The sequence below is a fragment of the Desulfofundulus australicus DSM 11792 genome (assembly GCF_900129285.1).
Classification (GTDB): domain Bacteria; phylum Bacillota; class Desulfotomaculia; order Desulfotomaculales; family Desulfovirgulaceae; genus Desulfofundulus; species Desulfofundulus australicus.
This window is the reverse complement of record NZ_FQUW01000005.1, coordinates 82,651-101,980: the sequence shown is the minus strand read 5'-3', so window position 1 is coordinate 101,980 and position 19,330 is coordinate 82,651. Positions and strand designations below refer to the sequence as shown.

Genomic DNA, 19,330 nt, shown 5'->3' with positions numbered 1-19,330 from the left:
GCCTGCCGGTAAGCGATGACGCATGTGCAATTCCCGGTTCGTTGTGGAACAAATCATAATGAAGCTATGATCTGGATCAATGCCCGGTGGGAAGAAAAATGTTAGGGTTAGAAAAAGTAAAAGAAAAGGGGGAAAGGAGAAGATAATACATAATGGAGATCAAACTTTTTGGTGCGGATGTGGCTCATGGGTTACCGTAACGGGTGAAGGTCTAAAAGAAAAGGAGCTATTGCGTTGCCTTACTATCTCGTTCCGGGAACGGGGCCGGGTTTGTAGCATCAGGATGCGGGTAGGTTGGGCCAGTCATTATTTAACAGTGATGTAGATCATTGTTCCGGTCAAGCGGTGTGGTAAACTAGAAATGTAATCATTACTTTAAACCTGGGAGCTGGTTATGGTGAGTATAAGTTCGTACCCTTCACCCGGCATGGAAAAACGGGATGTGGAGTTGCCATATATAGTTGTTTATTTGCGCAAAATGCGCGGCGGCAGGCGTACCGTTCCCCAATCCGCCCCTTCATGGAAAGAGCTTCTCGTTTCCTGGTTTGGTGCCTTTTCCGGTATCGGGGTGGTGGCCGCCCTGTCCCTGGTTTACCATATGCCCCTGATTGTGCCCTCCTTCGGGGCGTCGGCCCTGCTGATCTATGGTTTGCCCGATGCCCCTCTGGCCCAGCCCCGGAACGTTATTGGCGGGCATGTTATCTCGGCCGTATGCGGTGTAACGGTTTACGCCCTCTGCGGTCTCACCTGGTGGTCCGCGGCGCTGGCCGCCTCCCTGGCGGTACTGCTGATGCTTATTACCAGAACCGCCCACCCGCCGGGCGGCGCCACCGCCCTGGGAGCAGTGCTGGCCAAGGCTTCCCCCATGTACATACTCACGCCCGTGGCCCTGGGCGCCGCCATACTGGTACTGGTGGGGCTGATCACCAACAACCTGCTGCCGGAAAGAAAATACCCGAGATACTGGCTTTAATTAGTGAACCAGGTATAAATGGAAGGGGTTGCAGAAATGAGCAACAGGCCGGCTGTTATTCTGGAGGATGTGGAAGCCGCCCTGCAGCAAACGGGGAAGGTGATGGATATAACTCCGGAGGATTTGCTGACTATTGTCGATTTGACCCTGGACCAGGCGGAAAAACGTCAAAGTACCTTTGAAGGCAAACAGTGGATCGGGGAAATAATGACTGTACCGGTGATTACCTGTACGCCCGATACCACCATTGAAGAGGCGGCTCGTATTTTACTGGAAAAGAATATTCATTGTCTCCCTGTTGTTGACCGGGAGAATAAACTGGTGGGGATTGTTACGGAATCGGATCTTATTTTCCAATTTTCAGCAGTGCCTGTCGGCGGCACACTCCGGCAACTGCTGGGCCGCAAGAAAGCACCCAGAACCGGTCATACCATCGGGGAGATAATGGTGAGAAAGGTAACCACCGTCTACCCTAATGATCCCATTCAAAAGGCCATTCGATTAATCATCAAATACGGTTACGGGAGAATTCCCGTGGTGGATGGGGATAACCGCCTGGCAGGCATTGTTGCTCGCAAGGATATCCTTTATTTCCTGAGATGATACAGGTGGGATGCTATGCGGGGCACTTTGAGCCGCAAGTTCATGGCCCGGATTACCCTGGTCCTGCTCGTGATTACCGGGGTGAATCTCGGGCTGGATTATTACGAGCAGAAAAATCAGATCCTGCAGGAGTTAAAGGAAAAGTCCCGGGTGATTACCGGCCAGCTTCTGGCCACCAGGGAGTTTATCGCCCGTAATCAGGACCGGATCAATTACGATTCCCGGGGCCATTTTGAATTTAAAGGCCTCAACCCGGCGGCGGTGGGGCGGGGTGTGGGGGAGATATTCAACCAATCCACCGGTTACCACATTAAACAGACCCGCCTCAATCCCCGCAATCCCGGGAATGCTCCCGATGCCTTTGAAAGAAAGGGACTGCAAGCCCTGGCCCAAAACCCTTCCATGACCGAGTTTTACGGTTTTGATGAGCAGAACGGAGAAAAGGTTTTCCGGTATATGGTACCTTTGCGGGTGGAGGAATACTGCCTGCAGTGCCACGGGGAACCGGCGGGACGGCCGGACATAACAGGTTACCCGAAGGAAGGTTACCGGGTGGGCGATCTGGGAGGGGCCATCAGCCTGGTGGTGCCGGTGAAAAATTTGCTTGCCGCCGTGCAGCAAAACCTCTTACGTCACCTGGCCTTCTTTTTTATTCTACTGCTGGTCATCCTTGGCGTGGTTTATTTATTAATCCACCGTCTGGTCAGCGCCCCGTTGAACCTGCTGTGCCGGGCTGCGGTGCGCCTGGGGGAAGGGGAACTGGATCTGTCTTTTCCCAGGTTGGATAGTAGTGCAGAGATCGGCCAGCTGGCCGCCCGGTTTCAATGGATGGCCCGGCAGTTACACGACCTGTATACCGGCCTGGAGCAAAAAGTGCAGGAGCGTACGGCCCAGCTGCAGGCGGCCAATGAACTCCTGGAACGGCAGCGGCAGGAATTGGAGAAAGCCAACCAGGAGTTATCCCGGGCCAGCGAAATGAAATCTCGCTTCCTGGCCGGGATGAGTCACGAAATGCGTACGCCCCTTACGTCCATAATTGCCTTCAGTGAATTACTGCTGCAGGAGGTAAAAGAGGAAAATATACGACAAAGACAGAATTTACAGGAAATTAAAGCCAGCGCCCGGCGCCTGCTGGCATTGATCGAGGACCTCCTGGATCTGGCCAAAATTGAAGCCGGCCGTTTTCACCTGCAGCGGGAACTGGTGGATCTGGCGGATATTTTTGAATCCGTTGATAAAACCCTGGGTCCGTTGAGGGAAGAAAAAGGCCTGGACTGGTACTGGGAAGTGGAGCCCGATGTACCCCTGATGGAGATAGACGGGGAAAAAATCCGCCGGGCCATCTTGAACCTGGCCCATAATGCGGTGAAATTCACCCCTCCCGGCGGGCGGGTGGAGATGCGTGCCGGATTCGACCCCGAACGGAAAGAGGTATTCATCCGGGTAACCGATAGCGGGACGGGAATAGAGCCGGAAGAGCTGGACCGTATTTTTGAACCATTTTACCAGGCCGCCAATTCCAGGACACATAAATACGGTGGTTCCGGCCTGGGACTGTCCCTGGCCAGGGAACTGGTGGAACTGCACGGGGGGTACATCAGTGCCGCCAGCAAGCCGGGAGAGGGCAGTACCTTTAACATATACCTGCCCGTAACGCAGGTGCCGTAGGTGGCGGTTGTCCTTATCAGGGCTGTTCCGAATCTGGCCCTCCAGCCCGGCACTTACGAAGTGGCTTCCTGGATATTATAAGTGTGTGATTATGTTAGGAGGGAGAACTATGACCCGCATCCTGCTGGTGGATGACGAAATCAGCATCAAGCGGGTGGTGGAGCAGACCCTGGAACGGGAGGGGCTGGTGGTGGATTATGCTGCCGACGGGATAATGGCGGAGGAGCTCTTCGCCCGCCGGCGGCCGGATCTGGTCATCCTGGATATTATGCTGCCGGGTATAGACGGATTTGAGCTCTGCCGCCGCTGGCGCGAGGCCAGTGACGTTCCCATCCTGATCCTTTCCGCCAAGGGGGATATTGTGGACAAGAGCGTGGGATTCAATTGCGGTGCCGATGATTACCTGACCAAGCCCTTCAGCCCGGTGGAGCTGGCTTTGCGGGTTAAGGCGCTGTTGCGCCGCAGCCGCCAGGTCCGGGTGGACAGGGTGGAAACGGCGGGCCTGCATATTGATGCCTCACAGCGCCGGGTGTGGGTAGAAGGGAGAGAGGTGGAACTCACGCCAAAGGAGTTTAACCTCCTGTGGTTTCTGGCCCGCCACCCCGGGCGGGTATTTACCAGGGAGCAGATCTTTGCCCATGTTTGGGGCAACGACGCGTTAAGCGACTTGAGCACGGTCACCGTGTTCATGCGCCGGCTGAGGGAAAAAATCGAGGCCGATCCCCGCAAGCCCCGGTACCTGAAAACCATCTGGGGGGTAGGCTATAAGTTTGTAGCCGATTGATGCTGGTTTTGCAGATGAAGCCTTACGGATAAGCTACTTTTAGCTTAACTTATTTTAAGAATTCATTAATAAATTGTTTTTTATGTATTAATAAGTTTGTGTTAACTTAATGTAAAGGTACTCACAAGCACTTGCCTGATTGGTTCTGGAAAAAACCTTTTCCAGCAAACACGAAAATTATTATCTTCACAAAAAGGTGAATGCCCGTGGCAGAGCTTAATTTCATCAAGCGCACCTGGCGCCTGTTAACTTCCATGCGTTTTGGTCTAATTTTACTCTGCATCCTTTCCGCAGCCCTGGCTGTGGCCACCCTTGTTCCCGGTGCGGGTCAGGGATACGGGAAAATGGCCTGGCTGGTGCAGGTGCTGGGCCTGGATAATATATACCGTTCCTTCCTGTTTCGTCTGCTTTTTGCCCTTTTATGCGTGAATCTTCTCGCCTGTTCAATCAACCGGCTGCGCATGTTAAAATTAACTACTTTTCCTTCCCCGCAGCAGATCAAAAAAAGCAACCTTGAACAGTTACCCCTGGTTCACCGCTTCACCCTGCGGGCCGGGGATAAACCGGTAGAAGATCTTCTGGCGGATTTTTTCCGCCGGCGCCGTTTTTCCATACGCAAATTTCATGAAGGTGCCACCACCTGGCTCTACGCCAGCCGGGGAAGTGCGGGCCCCTGGTTCAGCTTCGGGCTGCACATCTCCCTGGTGTTAGTGGTGGCCGGCTTTGCCTGGGGGGGAGTGGCCCGGTCGGAAACCCGAGTGGTCCTTCCCGTGGGCGAGCAGGCGGAAGTGGTCACGGGTTCCCACCAGTCTACCGGAGTGGACCGCTTTACCATCAGGCTGGATGACTTTACCACCCTTTACGATGCTAGCGGGGCCATTGACAACTGGGTGAGCAGGGTGACCATCATAAACAATGGCCGGGAGGTGCAGCGGGGGGAAGTCATGGTCAACCGCCCCCTTAATTATCGCGGCTATCACTTGTACCAGTATTCTTATGGGCAGGCTTTAAAAGTTGAGCTTGCCGATGGAGCCCGGGAAGCGCCCCGGCCGGCGGTTCTTTTCCCCAACCGTTTTTACAGGCTGCCCGGCCTGGAACAGTATGGTGTGTGGTTCGGTTCCTGGAGTGAAAACGGCAGGGTGGATTATGCTCTTTACCAGGGACACCAGCAGGTAAGTGCAGGTACCCTTACCACAGGGGAGAGCCTCACCCTGCCCGGGAATTCCGGAACCCTGCATCTGGTTGGAACCAGCCCCTTTTCGGTGCTGCTGGTAAAATACGACCCCAGTATACCCCTTGTGTTTGCCAGTTTTGTCCTGGTGAGCCTCTTCTTCTTCCTGACTCTGCTTGTGCGGCACAGGCGGTACTGGCTGCGCCTGGAAGAGGCAGACGGGCTTCTGACCCTGGTTATGGGGGGCGTGACCTCCCTTCATACCCGTGCCCTGGACCGGGAGGAGTTTGAAAAAATGATCCGGGAGATGGAAGCTTACCTGGGCTGGTGAAAGGGGGTGAAAGGATGGAGTTTGAAATGCTAGCCTTTAAAGTTACCTTCGGAGCCTACCTGGGGGCAGCAGTTCTTTATCTGGCCGACTTCTGGACGGACAGGCCCGCCGCTGCCCGCTGGGCTACGGCTTTGGCCTGGCTGGGCTTGTTGAGCAATACCGCTGCCCTGGGTGCCCGGATTGCCGTTACCGGCAGGCTGCCCCTGGCCAACCTTTACGAGTACGGGTTGTGCTTTGCCTGGGGGATCATGCTGGGTTACCTGCTGCTGCAATTGAAAATAAGAGTTAGAGGGCTGGGGGTGTTTGCGGCCCTGATAGGCTTCCTGGTGATTGCCCTGATATCCCTGCTGCCCCGGGAGACCGGCGACCTGATGCCGGCCCTGCGCAGCAAATGGCTGACCTATCATGTTCTGACAGCCATTGTAGCCTACAGTGCTTTTGCCCTCTCCTTTGCCGGGGCGGTGCTTTACCTCATTGCCAGCGGGGATTCTCCCCTGCTTGCCGGCCTGCGCCGGCACCTGCCGGATCGGGAGTTCCTGGACCGGCTGATATACCGGGCAGTGGTTGTCGGGTTGCCTTTCCAAACATTGTTGATTATCACCGGAGCCATCTGGGCCCAGTATGCCTGGGGTGCTTACTGGAGCTGGGACCCCAAGGAAACCTGGTCCCTGATAACCTGGCTGGTATACGCCGCCTACCTTCACGCCCGGTTTGTTCTGGGCTGGCAGGGCCGGCCGGCAGCCTACCTGGCGGTGGCCGGTTTTATCGTGGTCATGTTTACTTTTGTGGGCGTTACCTTTTTAATGGCCGGCCAGCACAGCTACGTCTGAGGACTCTCCGGGATATCATGGAAGGGCCATTGTGCAAATATTTTCCCGGCCGGCTGCCGTCCGGCGGGTGGTTTCCGGGGGAAGGGGGGTGGGAACAATGTGGAAAGATGCCGTGAATGGGGGAAAAAGCTCCGGTAACGGTGACACCCGGAATAAGTCTGAACCGGGAGGGATACCGCCATCCGGTGCCGGTGATATCTCGCAGCCAGGGGCAAGTGGTGGGGATACCGGAGCCGGTGGCCGCCGGCAGAACTCTCCACCCTGGAAAGGTGCCGTTTACCGCCTGCGCCGCCGCATATGGTCCCTCCTGATCGGCCTGCTGGTGATGGTGGTGATCCTGACTGCCGGTACAAAGGCTGTCATATCTTATACCGACCGTCCGGAATTTTGCATCAGCTGTCATGTAATGGAACCCCAGTATGAAACCTGGTATCATTCATCCCACCGCCAGTGGGCGTCCTGCAGTGATTGCCATGTTCCCCACCAGAACCTGGCGGCCAAGCTGGTGGGGAAGGGTATCGACGGCACCCGGGACTTTTATCTCTTTTATACCAATCAGGTGCCGGACCCCATTCACCTCAGCAACCGGGGAGGCAGGATAGTGCGGGAAAACTGCCTGCGCTGCCATGGTGATTTGATGGAAAATGTACTCGACCAGGAGGACAGGGATTGCTGGGAATGCCATCGTTCGGTGCCCCACGGGCAGGGAACCCGGTTGTTAATCAACCGGCCATCCTGATAAAACCGGGCATGTGCTGTCGAACACAGCTGGAAGATGACGCCTCTCATGCCTGCAAATTAAAACCGGGTTTGCTGGTTGCGAAAGGGGGAGATATTTTTGAAAAAAACCTGGTGGGCCTGGTTACCGGTATTGATCCTGCTGTTGCTGGCCGGATGTGCCCCGCCCAGGGCGGAAAAGGTCAAAACTGCTTCCATTCCTCCCGGGGAAGTAGATCCTGCCGTGTGGGGAAAGGTTTATCCCCTGGAATATGACAGTTTCATGATGACGAAGGAAGGGGGCCAGGGCGAGAGCAAGTATAAGGGCTCGGAGCCCAGGGATAAATTAAGTGAATATCCGTTCCAGCTGGTATTGCTGGACGGCTGGGGCATGGGGGTGGAATTTAACGAACCCCGGGGCCACGTCTACATGCTCAAGGACCAGCTGGATGTGGATCCGTCCCGGCGCAAGGCAGGGGGGGTATGCCTTTCCTGCAAGTCCCCCTATGCGCCGCAATTGAAGGAGCAAATGGGCCTGGCTTACTTCCAGGAGCCTTATGACCGGGTGCACGCCATGATCCCGGAAAATCATGCGGAGCTGGGGTTGTCCTGCATCGATTGCCATGACCCGGCCAGTATGGATTTGAAGTTAAGCCGCTGGTTTATGGATGATGCATTAAAGGCCCTGGGGAAAGATCCGGCGAGCTTGACCAGGCAGGAAAAGCGCACCCTGGTTTGCGCCCAGTGCCACAACACCTATGTCATTCCCAAAGATAAGAACATGAAATCCACGGGCCTCTTCCTACCCTGGCAGGAGTCTGAATGGGGCAAGATCACCATTGAAGATATTGAAAGTGTTATTAAATCCGACCCGGCCAATTTGGAATGGAAGAATAACCCCACCGGCATCAAGCTGGGGCACATCCGCCACCCCGAGTTTGAACTTTATTCCAACGGCAGCGTGCACTGGCGGGCAGGGGTGGCCTGCGCCGATTGTCACATGCCCTACGAGCGGGTAGGCAACAGCAAGATTTCTTCCCACCACGTGCAGAGCCCGCTGAAGGATAATATGAGGGCCTGCACCCAGTGCCATAACCAGGATCCGCAGTGGCTGCGGGAGCAGGTAATATTGATTCAGGACAGGGTAAACAACTTGTATACCCGGGCCGGCAATGCTGCCGCCCAGGCGGCCAGGGCCATAGAACTGGCCAATAAAACTTCCGGTGTGGACCGGCAGCTCCTGGACCAGGCCAAGCGGTTTTATGAAAAGGCCTACTACCGGGTGACCTTTATAGGCGCCGAAAACAGCATGGGCTTCCATAACCCGGAAGAAGCCCTGCGCGTCCTGGGCGACGGTCTTTACTACGCCGACCAGGCCCTGATGAAAGCCCGGGAAGCCCTGGTGAAAGCGGGGGTGGAAGTGCCGGATAAATTTGACCTGGAGTTATCAAGGTACGCTAAGCGGGGTACCAAGGAGGTTCCCTACAGGCCGGAACAAAACCTGGAATTTACCTTTGACGGGACGAAATAAGCAGCTCCCCCATTACGGGGGAGCTTATTTCTTTATGCAGCATCCCGGTTCGGGGTTTTGCGACTTAATTGGTCAGGCTCTGGATGGGGGCAGGGATGCGGCCTCCCCGGCGCACAAAGTTGTCCGCGGAATAGGGGTGCACCGCCATTACCGGCGCTTCTCCCAAAAGCCCGCCAAAGGTAACTTTATCCCCCACCTTTTTCCCCGGGGCCGGAATGATGCGGACCGCGGTGGTTTTATTGTTGATCACACCAATGGCCACCTCGTCGGCAATAATGGCGGCGATGGTTTCCGCACTGGTATCCCCGGGAACGGCAATCATGTCCAGGCCTACCGAACAAACGCAGGTCATGGCCTCCAGCTTGTCCAGGGAAAGGGCACCCTCCTCCACGGCCCGGATCATCCCCGCGTCTTCGCTGACCGGGATAAAGGCTCCCGACAATCCGCCCACGTAAGAGGAGGCCATAGCCCCTCCTTTTTTAACGGCATCGTTTAACAGGGCCAGGGCGGCGGTGGTGCCGTGGGTGCCGCAGCGTTCCAGGCCCATGGCTTCCAGGATTTCCGCCACGCTGTCTCCCACTGCCGGGGTGGGGGCCAGGGACAGGTCTACAATGCCAAAAGGTACACCCAGCCGTTCTGCTGCCAGCCGGCCAACCAGTTCCCCCATGCGGGTAATTTTAAAGGCCGTCTTTTTCACCGTTTCCGCCAGTGTTCCGAAATCCGCGTTGCCCACCCGGGCGACGGCGTTTTTAACCACTCCCGGTCCGGATACCCCTACGTTGATGGTGCATTCGGGCTCCCCGATTCCATGAAAAGCTCCGGCCATAAAGGGATTGTCCTCGGGGACGTTGCTGAAAACCACCAGTTTGGCGCAGCCCAAACCACCCTGTTCCGCTGTCCGCGCGGCGGTTTCTTTAATCACCCGGCCCATCAGGTAAACGGCATCCATATTTATACCCGCCCCGGTGGTAGCTACATTTACCGAGGCGCAGACCCTTTCGGTGCCGGCCAGGGCGGCGGGGATGGAGTTGATCAGTACCCGGTCGCCGCCGGTAAAGCCTTTGTGTACCAGGGCTGAAAAGCCGCCGATAAAGTTTACCCCTACGGCGGCCGCGGCGGCATCCAGGGTAAGGGCGTATTCCACGTAATCTTCTTGATGGCTGCATTCGGCAATCAGGGAAATGGGGGTGACGGAGATCCGTTTATGCACGATGGGAATGCCGTATTCCCGGCTGATTTCTTCTCCTACCGCAACCAGCCTGCTGGCCAGGCGGGTGATCTTATTATAGATTTTACGGCATGCCGTCCTGGGATCCGGGTCCGCGCAGTTTCTCAGGCTGATGCCCATGGTAATGGTGCGAATGTCCAGGTTTTCTTCCTGGACCATCTTGATAGTTTCCATAATTTCTGCCAGGGTAAGCATGGCATTATTTCTCCTTCGTTTCTTATTCACTAAATCCTGTGCATAAAGCGGAAGGCGTCCTCATGCTGGGCGTCGATTTGCACTCCCAGTTCGGAACCTTTTGCCGCCAGGCGCTCTTTTAAAGTGGCCAGGTCAATATAACTTTTTTCCATATCGGCAATCATGATCATGGCCAGGAATTCCTGCAGGATGGTCTGGCTGATGTCCAGGATATTGATATTGTTTTCGGCCAGCACCTGGGCCACCCCGGCGATAATGCCCACCCGGTCGGGCCCCAGGACGGTGACGATAATCCGGTTTTTCTTTGGCTCCTGTACGTACATATGGACTACTTCCTTTCTGTGGGCTCGTCAGATGACTGTTTGGCTTTAAAAGTTTTTACCATTGGCCAGCTATTGTACCTTTTCTTTACCAAAGAGAAAAGGCCCGGGAGGCCGGCATCATACCGGATAACCCTTTTCGGTCACGAGTATTTCCAGCCACCGTTTGAAATAGATGGGCAGGATGAAATTCTTCTTCACATGTTCCCTGGCATTTTGCCCCAGCTTTTCTGCCAGGGAGGGATCGCGCAGGATTCTAACCACTGCCCGGGCCATTTCTTCGGTGCTGGCTGCGGCCAGCCCGGTTAGCCCGTTTATTATCTGCACCGTAATACCGCCAACGGGGGAAGCCACGACAGGGCGTGATTTCCACATGGCTTCGGTTACGGTCAAACCGAAGCCCTCCCGTACCGATTTCTGGACCACCACCGCCGCAACCCGCTGCAGGACATTGATCTCCAGATCGCTGGTGGGAGGAAGCTCCAGAATTATGATATCCGGGTCGTGGGCAGCTTCTTCCCGCAATTCCTGGAGAACCTGGATGCCTTCAGGATCATCGGTGGCCCCGCCCCCTGCCAGCACCAGGCGGCAGGGTACTTCCTGCCGGATAAGACGGAAGGTCTGCACAACTCCCAGCGGGTCTTTGAGGCGGTCAAACCGGGAAATTTGCACCACCAGGGGTAAATCCAGAGGTATATTCAGCCGCTCTATTACTGCGGCAATCTCAGAAGGAGTTACCTCCCGGTTTTTTTCCGCCAGGGGGTCGATGGCCGGGGGCATAATGTACTGGCGGTGGCCCAGGTTCCTGGCATAGGCAGGGATGTGGTAAATGGAGGCGTCGCAAAGCCTGGCCCAGGGGCTTAAAAAATCCCACACTTCCCTGCTTACGTCCACCGGGTCAATGTGGCAGTACCACAACCAGCGGCCGGGATGGCCGGGACGGATTTCAGCCAGCCCCAGGGGCTGCTGGTCATGGAGAATGATAAAGTCCGCCCGGGGATCTACCAGGTCGTAATTTTCCCGTGATATCCGGCGGTAGACATCCAGCATGGGAGGAGTTACGTCAACAGGTACCCCGTGAAAAGCATTATGGAAGGTTTTGGTTACCCGGAAAAAATCTTCATCTCCCTTAATGACGTCCCAGCGTACCTCCAGGCCTGCTTCCTGCATCATGGGTACGAGGCGTTTCAAAATTTCGGCCACCCCGCCGCCGGTAAGGGTAGAATTGATGTGCTGAACCCTGCAACCTGCGAGCCGCCGGGCCAGTTCATAGATTTCTTCGATAAGTTGCTCACCGGCAACAACCTGATAATCCATTATCCTGGTCATATTTACCTAATTCCCCCGCATCTCATTTGAAGTCCTTCCTGAACCCTTAGTATATTCATCCGGTGTATATTTTTCTCCTTTTCACGGTGTTAAATTGACTCCGGGTGCTCTTAATCGTTCTGCAGGCCGGTCAGCAGGGCCGGGCCGGCGCTTGTACCCAGCCTGGTGGCTCCGGCTGCAATCAGAGCCAGGGCCTGTCCGGTGGTACGAATGCCCCCCGATGCTTTCACGCCCATTTCCGGGGGGAGGTTTTTCCGCAGGAGCTCGACGTCGTCCACGGTAGCTCCGGCGGGACCAAAACCGGTGCTGGTCTTCACAAAATGGGCGCCTGCCTGCCACGCCAGCCGGCAGGCGGTAATTTTTTCTTCACGGTCTAGATATCCCGTTTCAATGATTACCTTGACCAGCCCACCGGGCAAAAGGGCGGTCACTGCCTCCACCACTCCCCGGATATCGGCCACGACCAGGTCGTGGTTTCCTTCCTTCAAAGCGCCGATATTTATGACCATGTCCACTTCCCTGGCCCCGTTATTTATGGCCTCTTCAGCCTCTTTCTTTTTTACGGATGGCGTGGTTGCCCCCAGGGGAAAGCCAATCACCGTGCATACCGCCACGCCGGAACCGGCAAGCATTTTTGCGGCACATTCTACATGGACGGGATTAACACATACGGCAGCGAAACCTTCGTTCATTGCTTCCACGCAGAGCTGCCGGATGTCCCGGGTAGTGGCCGTGGGCTTGAGCAGGGTATGATCAATCATAGCCGCCAGCTGATCTCTGGTCAATGGCAACACCCCTTTAGAATTTAAAATAAATATCAGGGTAATGTCAAATAAAAAAGGGCGGCATTGGCCGCTTCCCGCTTGCAGGCCGGCAATACCGCTCTTTATGGACGAACGCCGCCTGCCAGGTTTCTAGTGCCGGCGGTTTACCGGTTGCCCGATACTGCTGTGGTTTTTGTTTTGAACTGCCTTTCCAGCAGGTTTGAAAGCAGGTTCAGGGCCACCCCCACTGACAGGGTGGCGATCAGCACCGGCAGAGTAGGAAATTTCAGCCAGGCCACCAGGTATGCTGTGGCAATGACAATGGAAAGGATCATGAGGGGAAAAGCTACTTTAAAGAAACCCAGGAAGCTGATGGGCGTACCCCTCTTTTCAGCCATGCCCACCACCACCACATTGGCCGAAGCACCGATGATGGTACCGTTGCCGCCCAGGCAGGCTCCCAGGGAAAGGGACCACCACAGGAAATTGAGGTTTTCTATGCCTCCCAGGCGGCCCATGTCCTGAATTAAAGGAATCATGGTCGCCACAAAGGGGATGTTGTCCACAAAGGCCGAGGCCAGGGCCGAAAGCCAAACAATCAAAAGGCCCGCCGGCAGGAGTTCTCCCCCGGTAACCTCCAGGGCAAAATGGGCGATGGTTTCAATGACCCCTACTTCTTCCAGCGCTCCCACCAGGGCAAACAGGCCGATAAAGAAGAAGATAACCGGCCATTCTACGGCGTGCAGGGCATGTTCCGGGTCGGAACGGGTGATTACCAGCAACAGGGCCGCCCCGGCCATGGCGATCACCGAGCTCTCCAGGTGCAGGAACTGGTGCAGGGCAAACCCGGCAATGGTTAAACCCAAAACCCAGAGGCAGGGTTTCAGCAGCGCGGCGTCTTTAATTTCGTCCCATTCATTAAGCTCCAGGATACTTTTTTGATTCTCAGGGTTTGTAACCAGGTCCCGGCGGTAAATGAGGCGCAGGATGGAGATGGTCACGACATAAATTACAACCACCACCGGGGTAAGGTTAATCACAAAATCCATAAAGCCGAGCCCTACGGCGCTGCCAATCATGATGTTGGGCGGGTCTCCGATCAGGGTTGCCGTTCCCCCAATGTTGGAAGCAATAATTTCAGAAATTAAGAAGGGCAGGGGGCTTACCTTTAGTTTGTGGGCGATGGCAAATGTAACGGGCACGATGAGCAGTACCGTGGTCACATTGTCCAGCAGGGCTGAAAGTGTGGCCGTGACCAGGGCAAGGGCGGCCAGGATGCGCAGGGGCTCCCCCCGGGCCATTTTGGCCGCCTTGATGGCCAGGTACTCAAAGACCCCCGTTTCACGGGTAACACCCACGATGATCATCATGCCCGTTAAAAGGCCGATGGTGTTCCAATCGATGTAGTGGACGGCCAGTTCCGGGGTAATAATGCCGGCCAGTATGACTATCGCCGCACCGCAAAAAGCAGCCACGGTACGGTGAATCTTTTCCGAAATAATTATAGCATAGGTAAGTAAAAAGACGGACGTAGCTAAAATAACTTGCGTTTGAAGGGTCAAATTTCCCATCTCCTTTCTTTCATATTGTTTCGACAATCGTCCGGTCTTACTACGTTTAAGGAAACCACCTCCGTTGAATACAAGGATGTGACTAATTTCAGGCAAAATTAAAGGGGGGTAGTCAAGTGACTACCCCCCCCGGCAGTCGGTACCGTTGCAGCCTGGCGATCATAGTCCTGGAAAGGACCTTAGACCCATGGCTTTAGCGTCCCGGGCTTTCACCCGGTTTGCCCAACCCGAAAGTACCAGAATTTATTTAATTTGACTATTAGGCATAGTTAATTATAGTACAAATCCCTCGTTTAGACAATAGAGGTATAATTGGTTTTAATTATATTTTTTATAAATGCAGGTTTTTCTCCGGGAATGTAGAAGATCGTGCAAATAAGGATTGCTTGGGGAGGTTAAGGCCAGTATGAAAATACTTCTGGCCGTGGATGGTTCGGAGAATTCACTGCGTGCAGCCAGGACGGCTTTGCGTTTGAGCAAACTTAATCCCGGAGTTTCGGTAACAGCATTATATGTGGGGCCTTCCTGTTATAAAATTTTTCCCGAGCCGGGGTCGTGCACCTGGTTGCAGCAAAAAGAACTGGATCAGGAAATAGAGGCCCGGGCGGAAAAGGTCTTTGCCGCCGTAGAAGAAATATTTCAGGCAGAAGGCCTGACCGTAAACAAAGCAGTGGAGCGGGGAGATGCAGCCGAGGCTATCTGCCGCCTGGCTGCGGAAGGGTGTTTTGATCTCATTATCATTGGCAGCCGTGGCTTTGGTGATCTCAAGTCGCTGTTTCTGGGCAGCGTAAGCCACAAGGTGCTGCATCTGGCCCCCTGCCCGGTAATGGTGGTCAGGTAAGAGCAGGGTATAGATTCATCCGGTAAGTGTGTGGATTTACGCACAAACGTATATAATTATAATTAAAACTTTATCGCCATCCCTTGAGGAGGGGAATTCATGTCCACGATACTTTCCCTGGTGAGGGGTCGTTACTCCGTCCGCCATTACCGGCCGGATCCGTTGCCGGAGGCATTGCTGGATCAGCTCCTGGAGGCGGCCCGCTGGGCCCCGTCGGCGGGTAACCTGCAACCCTGGTTTTTTTACGTGGTTACCCGGCAGGAAAAGAAAGAAGCTCTGGCCCGGGCAGCTTTAAACCAGCGCTTCATTACCCAGGTTCCCGTGGTGATCGTGGTTTGTGCCGAGCCGGAACGTTCGGCCCGGGTTTACGGTGAACGGGGGCGTAAGCTTTACTGTATTCAGGACACGGCTGCCGCCATCCAGAATATCCTGCTTACCGCTAGCGCCCTGGGCCTGGGAACCTGCTGGGTGGGAGCTTTTAACGAGGACCAGGTGAGGGAATGCCTGGAGATTCCCCCGCAGTTCAGACCGGTGGCCATTATCCCCGTGGGTTACCCGGCCGATGATCCGGCCCGCCGGCCAAAGAGAAGGGAACTAGAAGATATTGTTAGTTATATTTAGTAGATATATTACCAGATGGCATTAACCGCCCTGCCATTCATCCTCCTGCGGATGATCCGCTCTCTTTTGATGGACGGTATATTTTCCGTGGAAATAAAAATGAGGCTGCCGGTGGGACAGGCGGTAACGCAGGCCGGTTCGAGACCGGCGTCAAGGCGATCCTTGCAGTAATCACATTTTACAACCACCCCTTTTTCTTCGTCCCATTGGGGGGCGCCCCAGGGGCAGGCCATGATGCAACTCTGGCAGCCCACACATAGTTCCTGGTCGATAAATACGATACCGTCGCTGGGGCGTTTCTGAACGGCCCCCACCGGGCAGGCCTGGACGCAGAAAGGGTCCTCACAATGGCGGCAGGTTGTAAAAACGTACTTTGCCATGATCCGGCCGTTTCTGGTGGCAGGACCCGCCGTAATAATTTTTCCAGGCCTGGGTCCTGTGGCGAGCCCCTTATTAATCTTGCACTGCACCTCGCAGCTGCGGCAGGAAATGCATTTTTTTTCGTCCTGGAAGAGGGAGTAATTGCTCATCATTATGCTCCTTTCTTTTTTTTGCCTGTTCCTGTTGACCGGGGTAGTGGTAAACGCTGCATACCGGCTGCAGCCCATATCTTAATTTAACTATAGTTCGATATGTTGTATTAGAAAACCTTCTTGGAAGCATTATTTAATTTAATTAAAAATAAATTTCAAAGTTTTGATGGATATAGCTGAAAAGGCAAAAAAAATAAACCCCCAGACGGGTTTTAAAATTCTTGACAATCATTATTTTACATTATCCATCGGGCCAGCTTGTCCGGATTGACAATGCTGATGGTCCTTCCTTCATAGACGATGCTTTTTTCCTGTTTGAAGGTATTCAAAAGGGTGGTTACTGTCTGCCTGGAAGTGCCCACCATATTGGCCAGCTCTTCGTGGGTAAGCTGGACGCCCAGCTTGATGCCGTTTTTGGTTTCCACACCGCAGCGCTCACCCATTTTTAAGAGAGTCAGGGCCAGGCGTCCGGGAGCCTGCCAGCAGACCATTTCATGAATAATCTGTTCTGCTTCCCGCATGCGAACACCCAGCAACTTGGCCACTTTTATGGCCAGGAAAGGGTGGGCCCCCATCAGTTCTTCAAATTTATTCTTGCGTAAGACCACCAGGCTGACGTTACTGATGGCCCCGGCAAAGCAGGTGCGTTCTCCTCCCCATAGCGCTTCGGCCAAGCCCATCAATTCTCCCGGGCTGCGTATGCTGCCCACGGTAACACGGCGACCATCGGCGTTCAAGCGATAGATTTTTACCCATCCGCTTTCCACCAGGTAAACTCTATCGGCAGGATCGCCGGCGGCAAAAATAACGTGTCCCTTGGGGTAATGCACCGTAAATCCCGCCTGGCGTATAATCGCCTTTTCCACCTCATTTAAGGCCGCAATTTCCACGTGTTGCAGTGGCATATCCCTGTCCCCCCTGTAAAAAGGGTTTTTCTCCACTTAAAACTTTCTAGAAAATTCTTGGTTTTTTTAACAACTATTTATAAGAAAAGTTAATACGTTTATCATTTATTATATTTCTATTTATTTATCCCTGTCAATGGTTGATGTAAGAATGGGTTTAATTATGCTGGTAAATAGCAGCCAGAGCAGGATAGAATTGGGCGATACAAAACAATATGAAAATATTATCGCAATATGTCAATAGAATGACACCGGGGGTGTCTGCAGGATGACTTTAATTATGTCATCTATCCGACATTGGCTTTTTATTATGTCGATTATATTTAATTATGTATAATCCCAACACGGTTGTTTGAGGAGGTGAGTTGTTTGAATTTATAATGAGGAGGTGGGCATCAAGTTAGGCTGAACATTTTGGGGCTGTATTTTATAAACCGGTTGATTTGCTTTTTTACCACCAGTAAGGATGTATGATGAACTTATTAAGGGTATTTTAAATTCATCTCTTGATTTTGGGGGAGGATTAAATGAAAAAGGGAATTGTCCATAAAATTGCCCTGGTTACCCTGCTGCTGATGCTGGCAATTCTGGTTTTAGGTGCCAGCGGAGTGGGAGCACAACAGGGTTCCCAGCCACAGCTGGTGGGAAGCGACCTTGGCTTGAAGGGAAAACTGGGGGAAGCCATAGCCAATGCCCCGGTGGGTACGGGCAAAGGGGAGATTGACCCCAATGCACCCAGGGGGGCTTTCGGCATCCCCGGAGCGCCCCAGATTAATTACCTGGTGGCCATCCTGTGGGCCATCTGGGTGGGCTGGATCTTCTCCACTGTGGGCGCCTTTGGCGGCATCATGGCCGGGGTAGGTCATATGACCGTTTACGGTTTGGGTGACTATATCAAGACCTTTAAGAACACCGCGCCCCAGGTTAACAAGCTACTAACAGACAGCATCCGCACCTCCAACCAGTTTCTGGTTGGTTTGTCATCCCTGCTGAGCACCATTAACTACCTGAGGGCCAAGCGTCTGGCCTGGCCCCTGGGCCTGGCTCTGGGGTTGGGTTCCATTGTGGGCGCTGTGGCCATTCCTGCCCTGACCGGCGGCAAGGTCAGCTTCAGCCAGTATCAGGGCTGGTTCGGGCTGTTTGTCTTCGTGGTGGGCGGTGTCCTGTTGTATGAGACGACCCCCCGGGGGCAGGCCAGCAAGAAGGCGGCCAAAGAAGCGGCCAAGGCTTTTGAGCAAAGTATTAAGGAAAAGAAGGACGAAGCATCCCAGGGGATCAGAGTTACCCAGTGGGGACTTACTGAATCGAAGTTCACCTTCTTCGGCGTGGAATTTAAGTTCAATCCCATCTGGGCTTTTGTGGGCGGCGTGGTAATTGCGGCTATTTCAGCCTTCCTGGGCGTGGGCGGCGGTTTCTTATATGTACCCTACCTGACCAGTATCGTGGGCCTGCCCATGTTCGTGGTGGCCGGGACTTCGGCCATGGCCGTGCTGGTGAGCATGCTGACCAGTATCACCACCTATATCACCGTGGCCGGTGCCGCCATGGACTGGGGCATGATCGGCGTGGAATTGATCGGCGTATTTATCGGTTCCATGATCGGTCCGCGCACCCAGAAGTATATCCCGGATATCTGGCTGAAGAGAATATTTGTTCTCCTCGCCCTGTATGTGGGACTCGGCTACTTCAGCAAGGGATTCTTCGGGACTGCCTGGGTTCCGATGTAAGACTCACCTGCTGGTACCCGGACCAGGTTCCCCGGTTTTTCCCCGGGGAACCTGGAGCCACTAACTGTTTTAAACGGGGGCTTGATTATGGGCCTTTGGGAACTGGTGGATAAAGTATTGATCTTGTTATACAAAATCTGCGGCCACCCGGTTATCGATTATTTCCTGGGCACCTTCCTGCTGGCGCTCCTGGCGGTGGTCGTTGGTGAATTTACCATATCCCTGGTCTTCCTGGTGAACAAAAACCACCTGGACCGGCTGAATATCCGGCTGGCTAACCTGCAACAGCTGACCATGCTGGCCTTAAAGCTGGGGGATAAGAGAAGTTACGATGCCTGCAACAAGGAAGCCAACGATACCTTTGGCCGGGTTTTCTTTAACATGGTTGGTCTTTCGGCAGCCGCCCTGTGGCCGGCTTTCTTTGCCCTGGCCTGGATGCAGCTGCGTTTTACCGGCATTGAGTTTCCCATCCCCTTTACCGGCCTGGCTGTAAATTACGTTTTTACCTTTATAATTTGTTACATCCTGGCCCGCATGTTTTTCGGAAGGGTAAAAAACCGGCTTCCCTACTTCCGGAATATTCACCGGATGCTGATGGAATATGAGAAAAGTTCCGCCCCTAACATTACTTGATAAAGTAAACCCGTAAACTTACTTATAATTTAAATTTTTACATTAAACTATTAAA

19 protein-coding genes and 1 riboswitch are annotated in these 19,330 nt (G+C 54.1%); of the genes, 12 read left to right on the top strand and 7 right to left on the bottom strand.

Going from position 1 to position 19,330, the window contains the following annotated elements; translation table 11 throughout:
• Positions 1-394 precede the first annotated feature (394 nt).
• The 8 genes from BUB44_RS01400 to BUB44_RS01365 all read left to right on the top strand — a co-directional run bounded on the left by BUB44_RS01400 (position 395) and on the right by BUB44_RS01365 (position 8,608).
• Complete coding sequence (locus tag BUB44_RS01400) at positions 395-973, top strand: HPP family protein (protein WP_423219776.1); 579 nt, start codon at positions 395-397, stop codon at positions 971-973.
• A gap of 36 nt (positions 974-1,009) precedes the next feature.
• Positions 1,010-1,576, top strand: a complete 567-nt coding sequence (locus tag BUB44_RS01395) for a CBS domain-containing protein (protein ID WP_073162611.1) — start codon at positions 1,010-1,012, stop codon at positions 1,574-1,576.
• Positions 1,577-1,591: 15 nt separating this feature from the next.
• Positions 1,592-3,244 (top strand): ATP-binding protein, encoded by a 1,653-nt coding sequence (locus tag BUB44_RS01390; protein ID WP_073162609.1) that lies wholly within the window; start codon positions 1,592-1,594, stop codon positions 3,242-3,244.
• A 109-nt stretch (positions 3,245-3,353) separates the two neighbouring features.
• Positions 3,354-4,028 carry a response regulator transcription factor gene (locus tag BUB44_RS01385; RefSeq protein ID WP_073162607.1) on the top strand — a complete coding sequence of 225 codons (675 nt, stop codon included), beginning with the start codon at positions 3,354-3,356 and terminating at the stop codon, positions 4,026-4,028.
• A 206-nt stretch (positions 4,029-4,234) separates the two neighbouring features.
• The gene (locus BUB44_RS01380; protein ID WP_073162605.1) at positions 4,235-5,530 is read left to right on the top strand and encodes a cytochrome c biogenesis ResB family protein; all 1,296 of its coding nucleotides are present in this window, start codon (positions 4,235-4,237) and stop codon (positions 5,528-5,530) included.
• A 14-nt stretch (positions 5,531-5,544) separates the two neighbouring features.
• The gene (ccsB, locus tag BUB44_RS01375) at positions 5,545-6,360 is read left to right on the top strand and encodes a c-type cytochrome biogenesis protein CcsB (RefSeq protein WP_073162604.1); all 816 of its coding nucleotides are present in this window, start codon (positions 5,545-5,547) and stop codon (positions 6,358-6,360) included.
• A gap of 97 nt (positions 6,361-6,457) precedes the next feature.
• Positions 6,458-7,099, top strand: a complete 642-nt coding sequence (gene nrfH / locus BUB44_RS01370; protein ID WP_073162702.1) for a cytochrome c nitrite reductase small subunit — start codon at positions 6,458-6,460, stop codon at positions 7,097-7,099.
• 99 nt (positions 7,100-7,198) lie between these two features.
• Positions 7,199-8,608, top strand: coding sequence for an ammonia-forming cytochrome c nitrite reductase subunit c552 (locus tag BUB44_RS01365; RefSeq protein ID WP_083543025.1), 1,410 nt, complete (start codon positions 7,199-7,201; stop codon positions 8,606-8,608).
• A 64-nt stretch (positions 8,609-8,672) separates the two neighbouring features.
• On the opposite strand, the gene BUB44_RS01360 is transcribed toward BUB44_RS01365, so the two are convergent.
• From BUB44_RS01360 to BUB44_RS01340, 5 genes are all read right to left on the bottom strand, one after another.
• Complete coding sequence (locus BUB44_RS01360) at positions 8,673-10,031, bottom strand: PFL family protein (protein ID WP_073162600.1); 1,359 nt, start codon at positions 10,029-10,031, stop codon at positions 8,673-8,675.
• Between the two features lie 29 nt (positions 10,032-10,060).
• A complete protein-coding gene (locus BUB44_RS01355; RefSeq protein WP_027355620.1) occupies positions 10,061-10,354 on the bottom strand; it encodes an ACT domain-containing protein in 294 nt (97 codons plus the stop codon).
• A gap of 117 nt (positions 10,355-10,471) precedes the next feature.
• Positions 10,472-11,680, bottom strand: coding sequence for a glycosyltransferase (locus BUB44_RS01350; protein ID WP_073162598.1), 1,209 nt, complete (start codon positions 11,678-11,680; stop codon positions 10,472-10,474).
• 110 nt (positions 11,681-11,790) lie between these two features.
• Positions 11,791-12,465 carry a deoxyribose-phosphate aldolase gene (deoC, locus tag BUB44_RS01345; RefSeq protein WP_073162596.1) on the bottom strand — a complete coding sequence of 225 codons (675 nt, stop codon included), beginning with the start codon at positions 12,463-12,465 and terminating at the stop codon, positions 11,791-11,793.
• 143 nt (positions 12,466-12,608) lie between these two features.
• Positions 12,609-14,006 (bottom strand): ArsB/NhaD family transporter, encoded by a 1,398-nt coding sequence (locus tag BUB44_RS01340; RefSeq protein ID WP_114362038.1) that lies wholly within the window; start codon positions 14,004-14,006, stop codon positions 12,609-12,611.
• Positions 14,007-14,158: 152 nt separating this feature from the next.
• A riboswitch (cyclic di-GMP riboswitch) is annotated at positions 14,159-14,248 on the bottom strand.
• A gap of 173 nt (positions 14,249-14,421) precedes the next feature.
• On the opposite strand from BUB44_RS01340, the gene BUB44_RS01335 reads away from it, so the two are divergent.
• Positions 14,422-14,856: a universal stress protein gene (locus BUB44_RS01335; RefSeq protein ID WP_027355616.1), complete on the top strand. Its 435-nt coding sequence runs from the start codon at positions 14,422-14,424 to the stop codon at positions 14,854-14,856.
• A gap of 99 nt (positions 14,857-14,955) precedes the next feature.
• Positions 14,956-15,477 carry a nitroreductase family protein gene (locus BUB44_RS01330; protein WP_027355615.1) on the top strand — a complete coding sequence of 174 codons (522 nt, stop codon included), beginning with the start codon at positions 14,956-14,958 and terminating at the stop codon, positions 15,475-15,477.
• Positions 15,478-15,485: 8 nt separating this feature from the next.
• Here BUB44_RS01330 and BUB44_RS01325 read toward each other — a convergent pair whose 3' ends face one another.
• Together BUB44_RS01325 and BUB44_RS01320 are read right to left on the bottom strand one after the other, a co-directional pair.
• On the bottom strand, positions 15,486-16,007 hold the full coding sequence (locus tag BUB44_RS01325) for a 4Fe-4S dicluster domain-containing protein (protein WP_073162594.1): 522 nt from the start codon (positions 16,005-16,007) through the stop codon (positions 15,486-15,488).
• Between the two features lie 239 nt (positions 16,008-16,246).
• Entirely contained in the window at positions 16,247-16,915 is a 669-nt protein-coding gene (locus tag BUB44_RS01320; protein ID WP_027355613.1) for a Crp/Fnr family transcriptional regulator, read from the bottom strand.
• 527 nt (positions 16,916-17,442) lie between these two features.
• On the opposite strand from BUB44_RS01320, the gene BUB44_RS01315 reads away from it, so the two are divergent.
• Both BUB44_RS01315 and BUB44_RS01310 read left to right on the top strand, forming a co-directional pair.
• Entirely contained in the window at positions 17,443-18,642 is a 1,200-nt protein-coding gene (locus BUB44_RS01315; protein ID WP_073162592.1) for a sulfite exporter TauE/SafE family protein, read from the top strand.
• Positions 18,643-18,729: 87 nt separating this feature from the next.
• Positions 18,730-19,275: a hypothetical protein gene (locus tag BUB44_RS01310; RefSeq protein WP_073162590.1), complete on the top strand. Its 546-nt coding sequence runs from the start codon at positions 18,730-18,732 to the stop codon at positions 19,273-19,275.
• Positions 19,276-19,330: the final 55 nt, after the last annotated feature.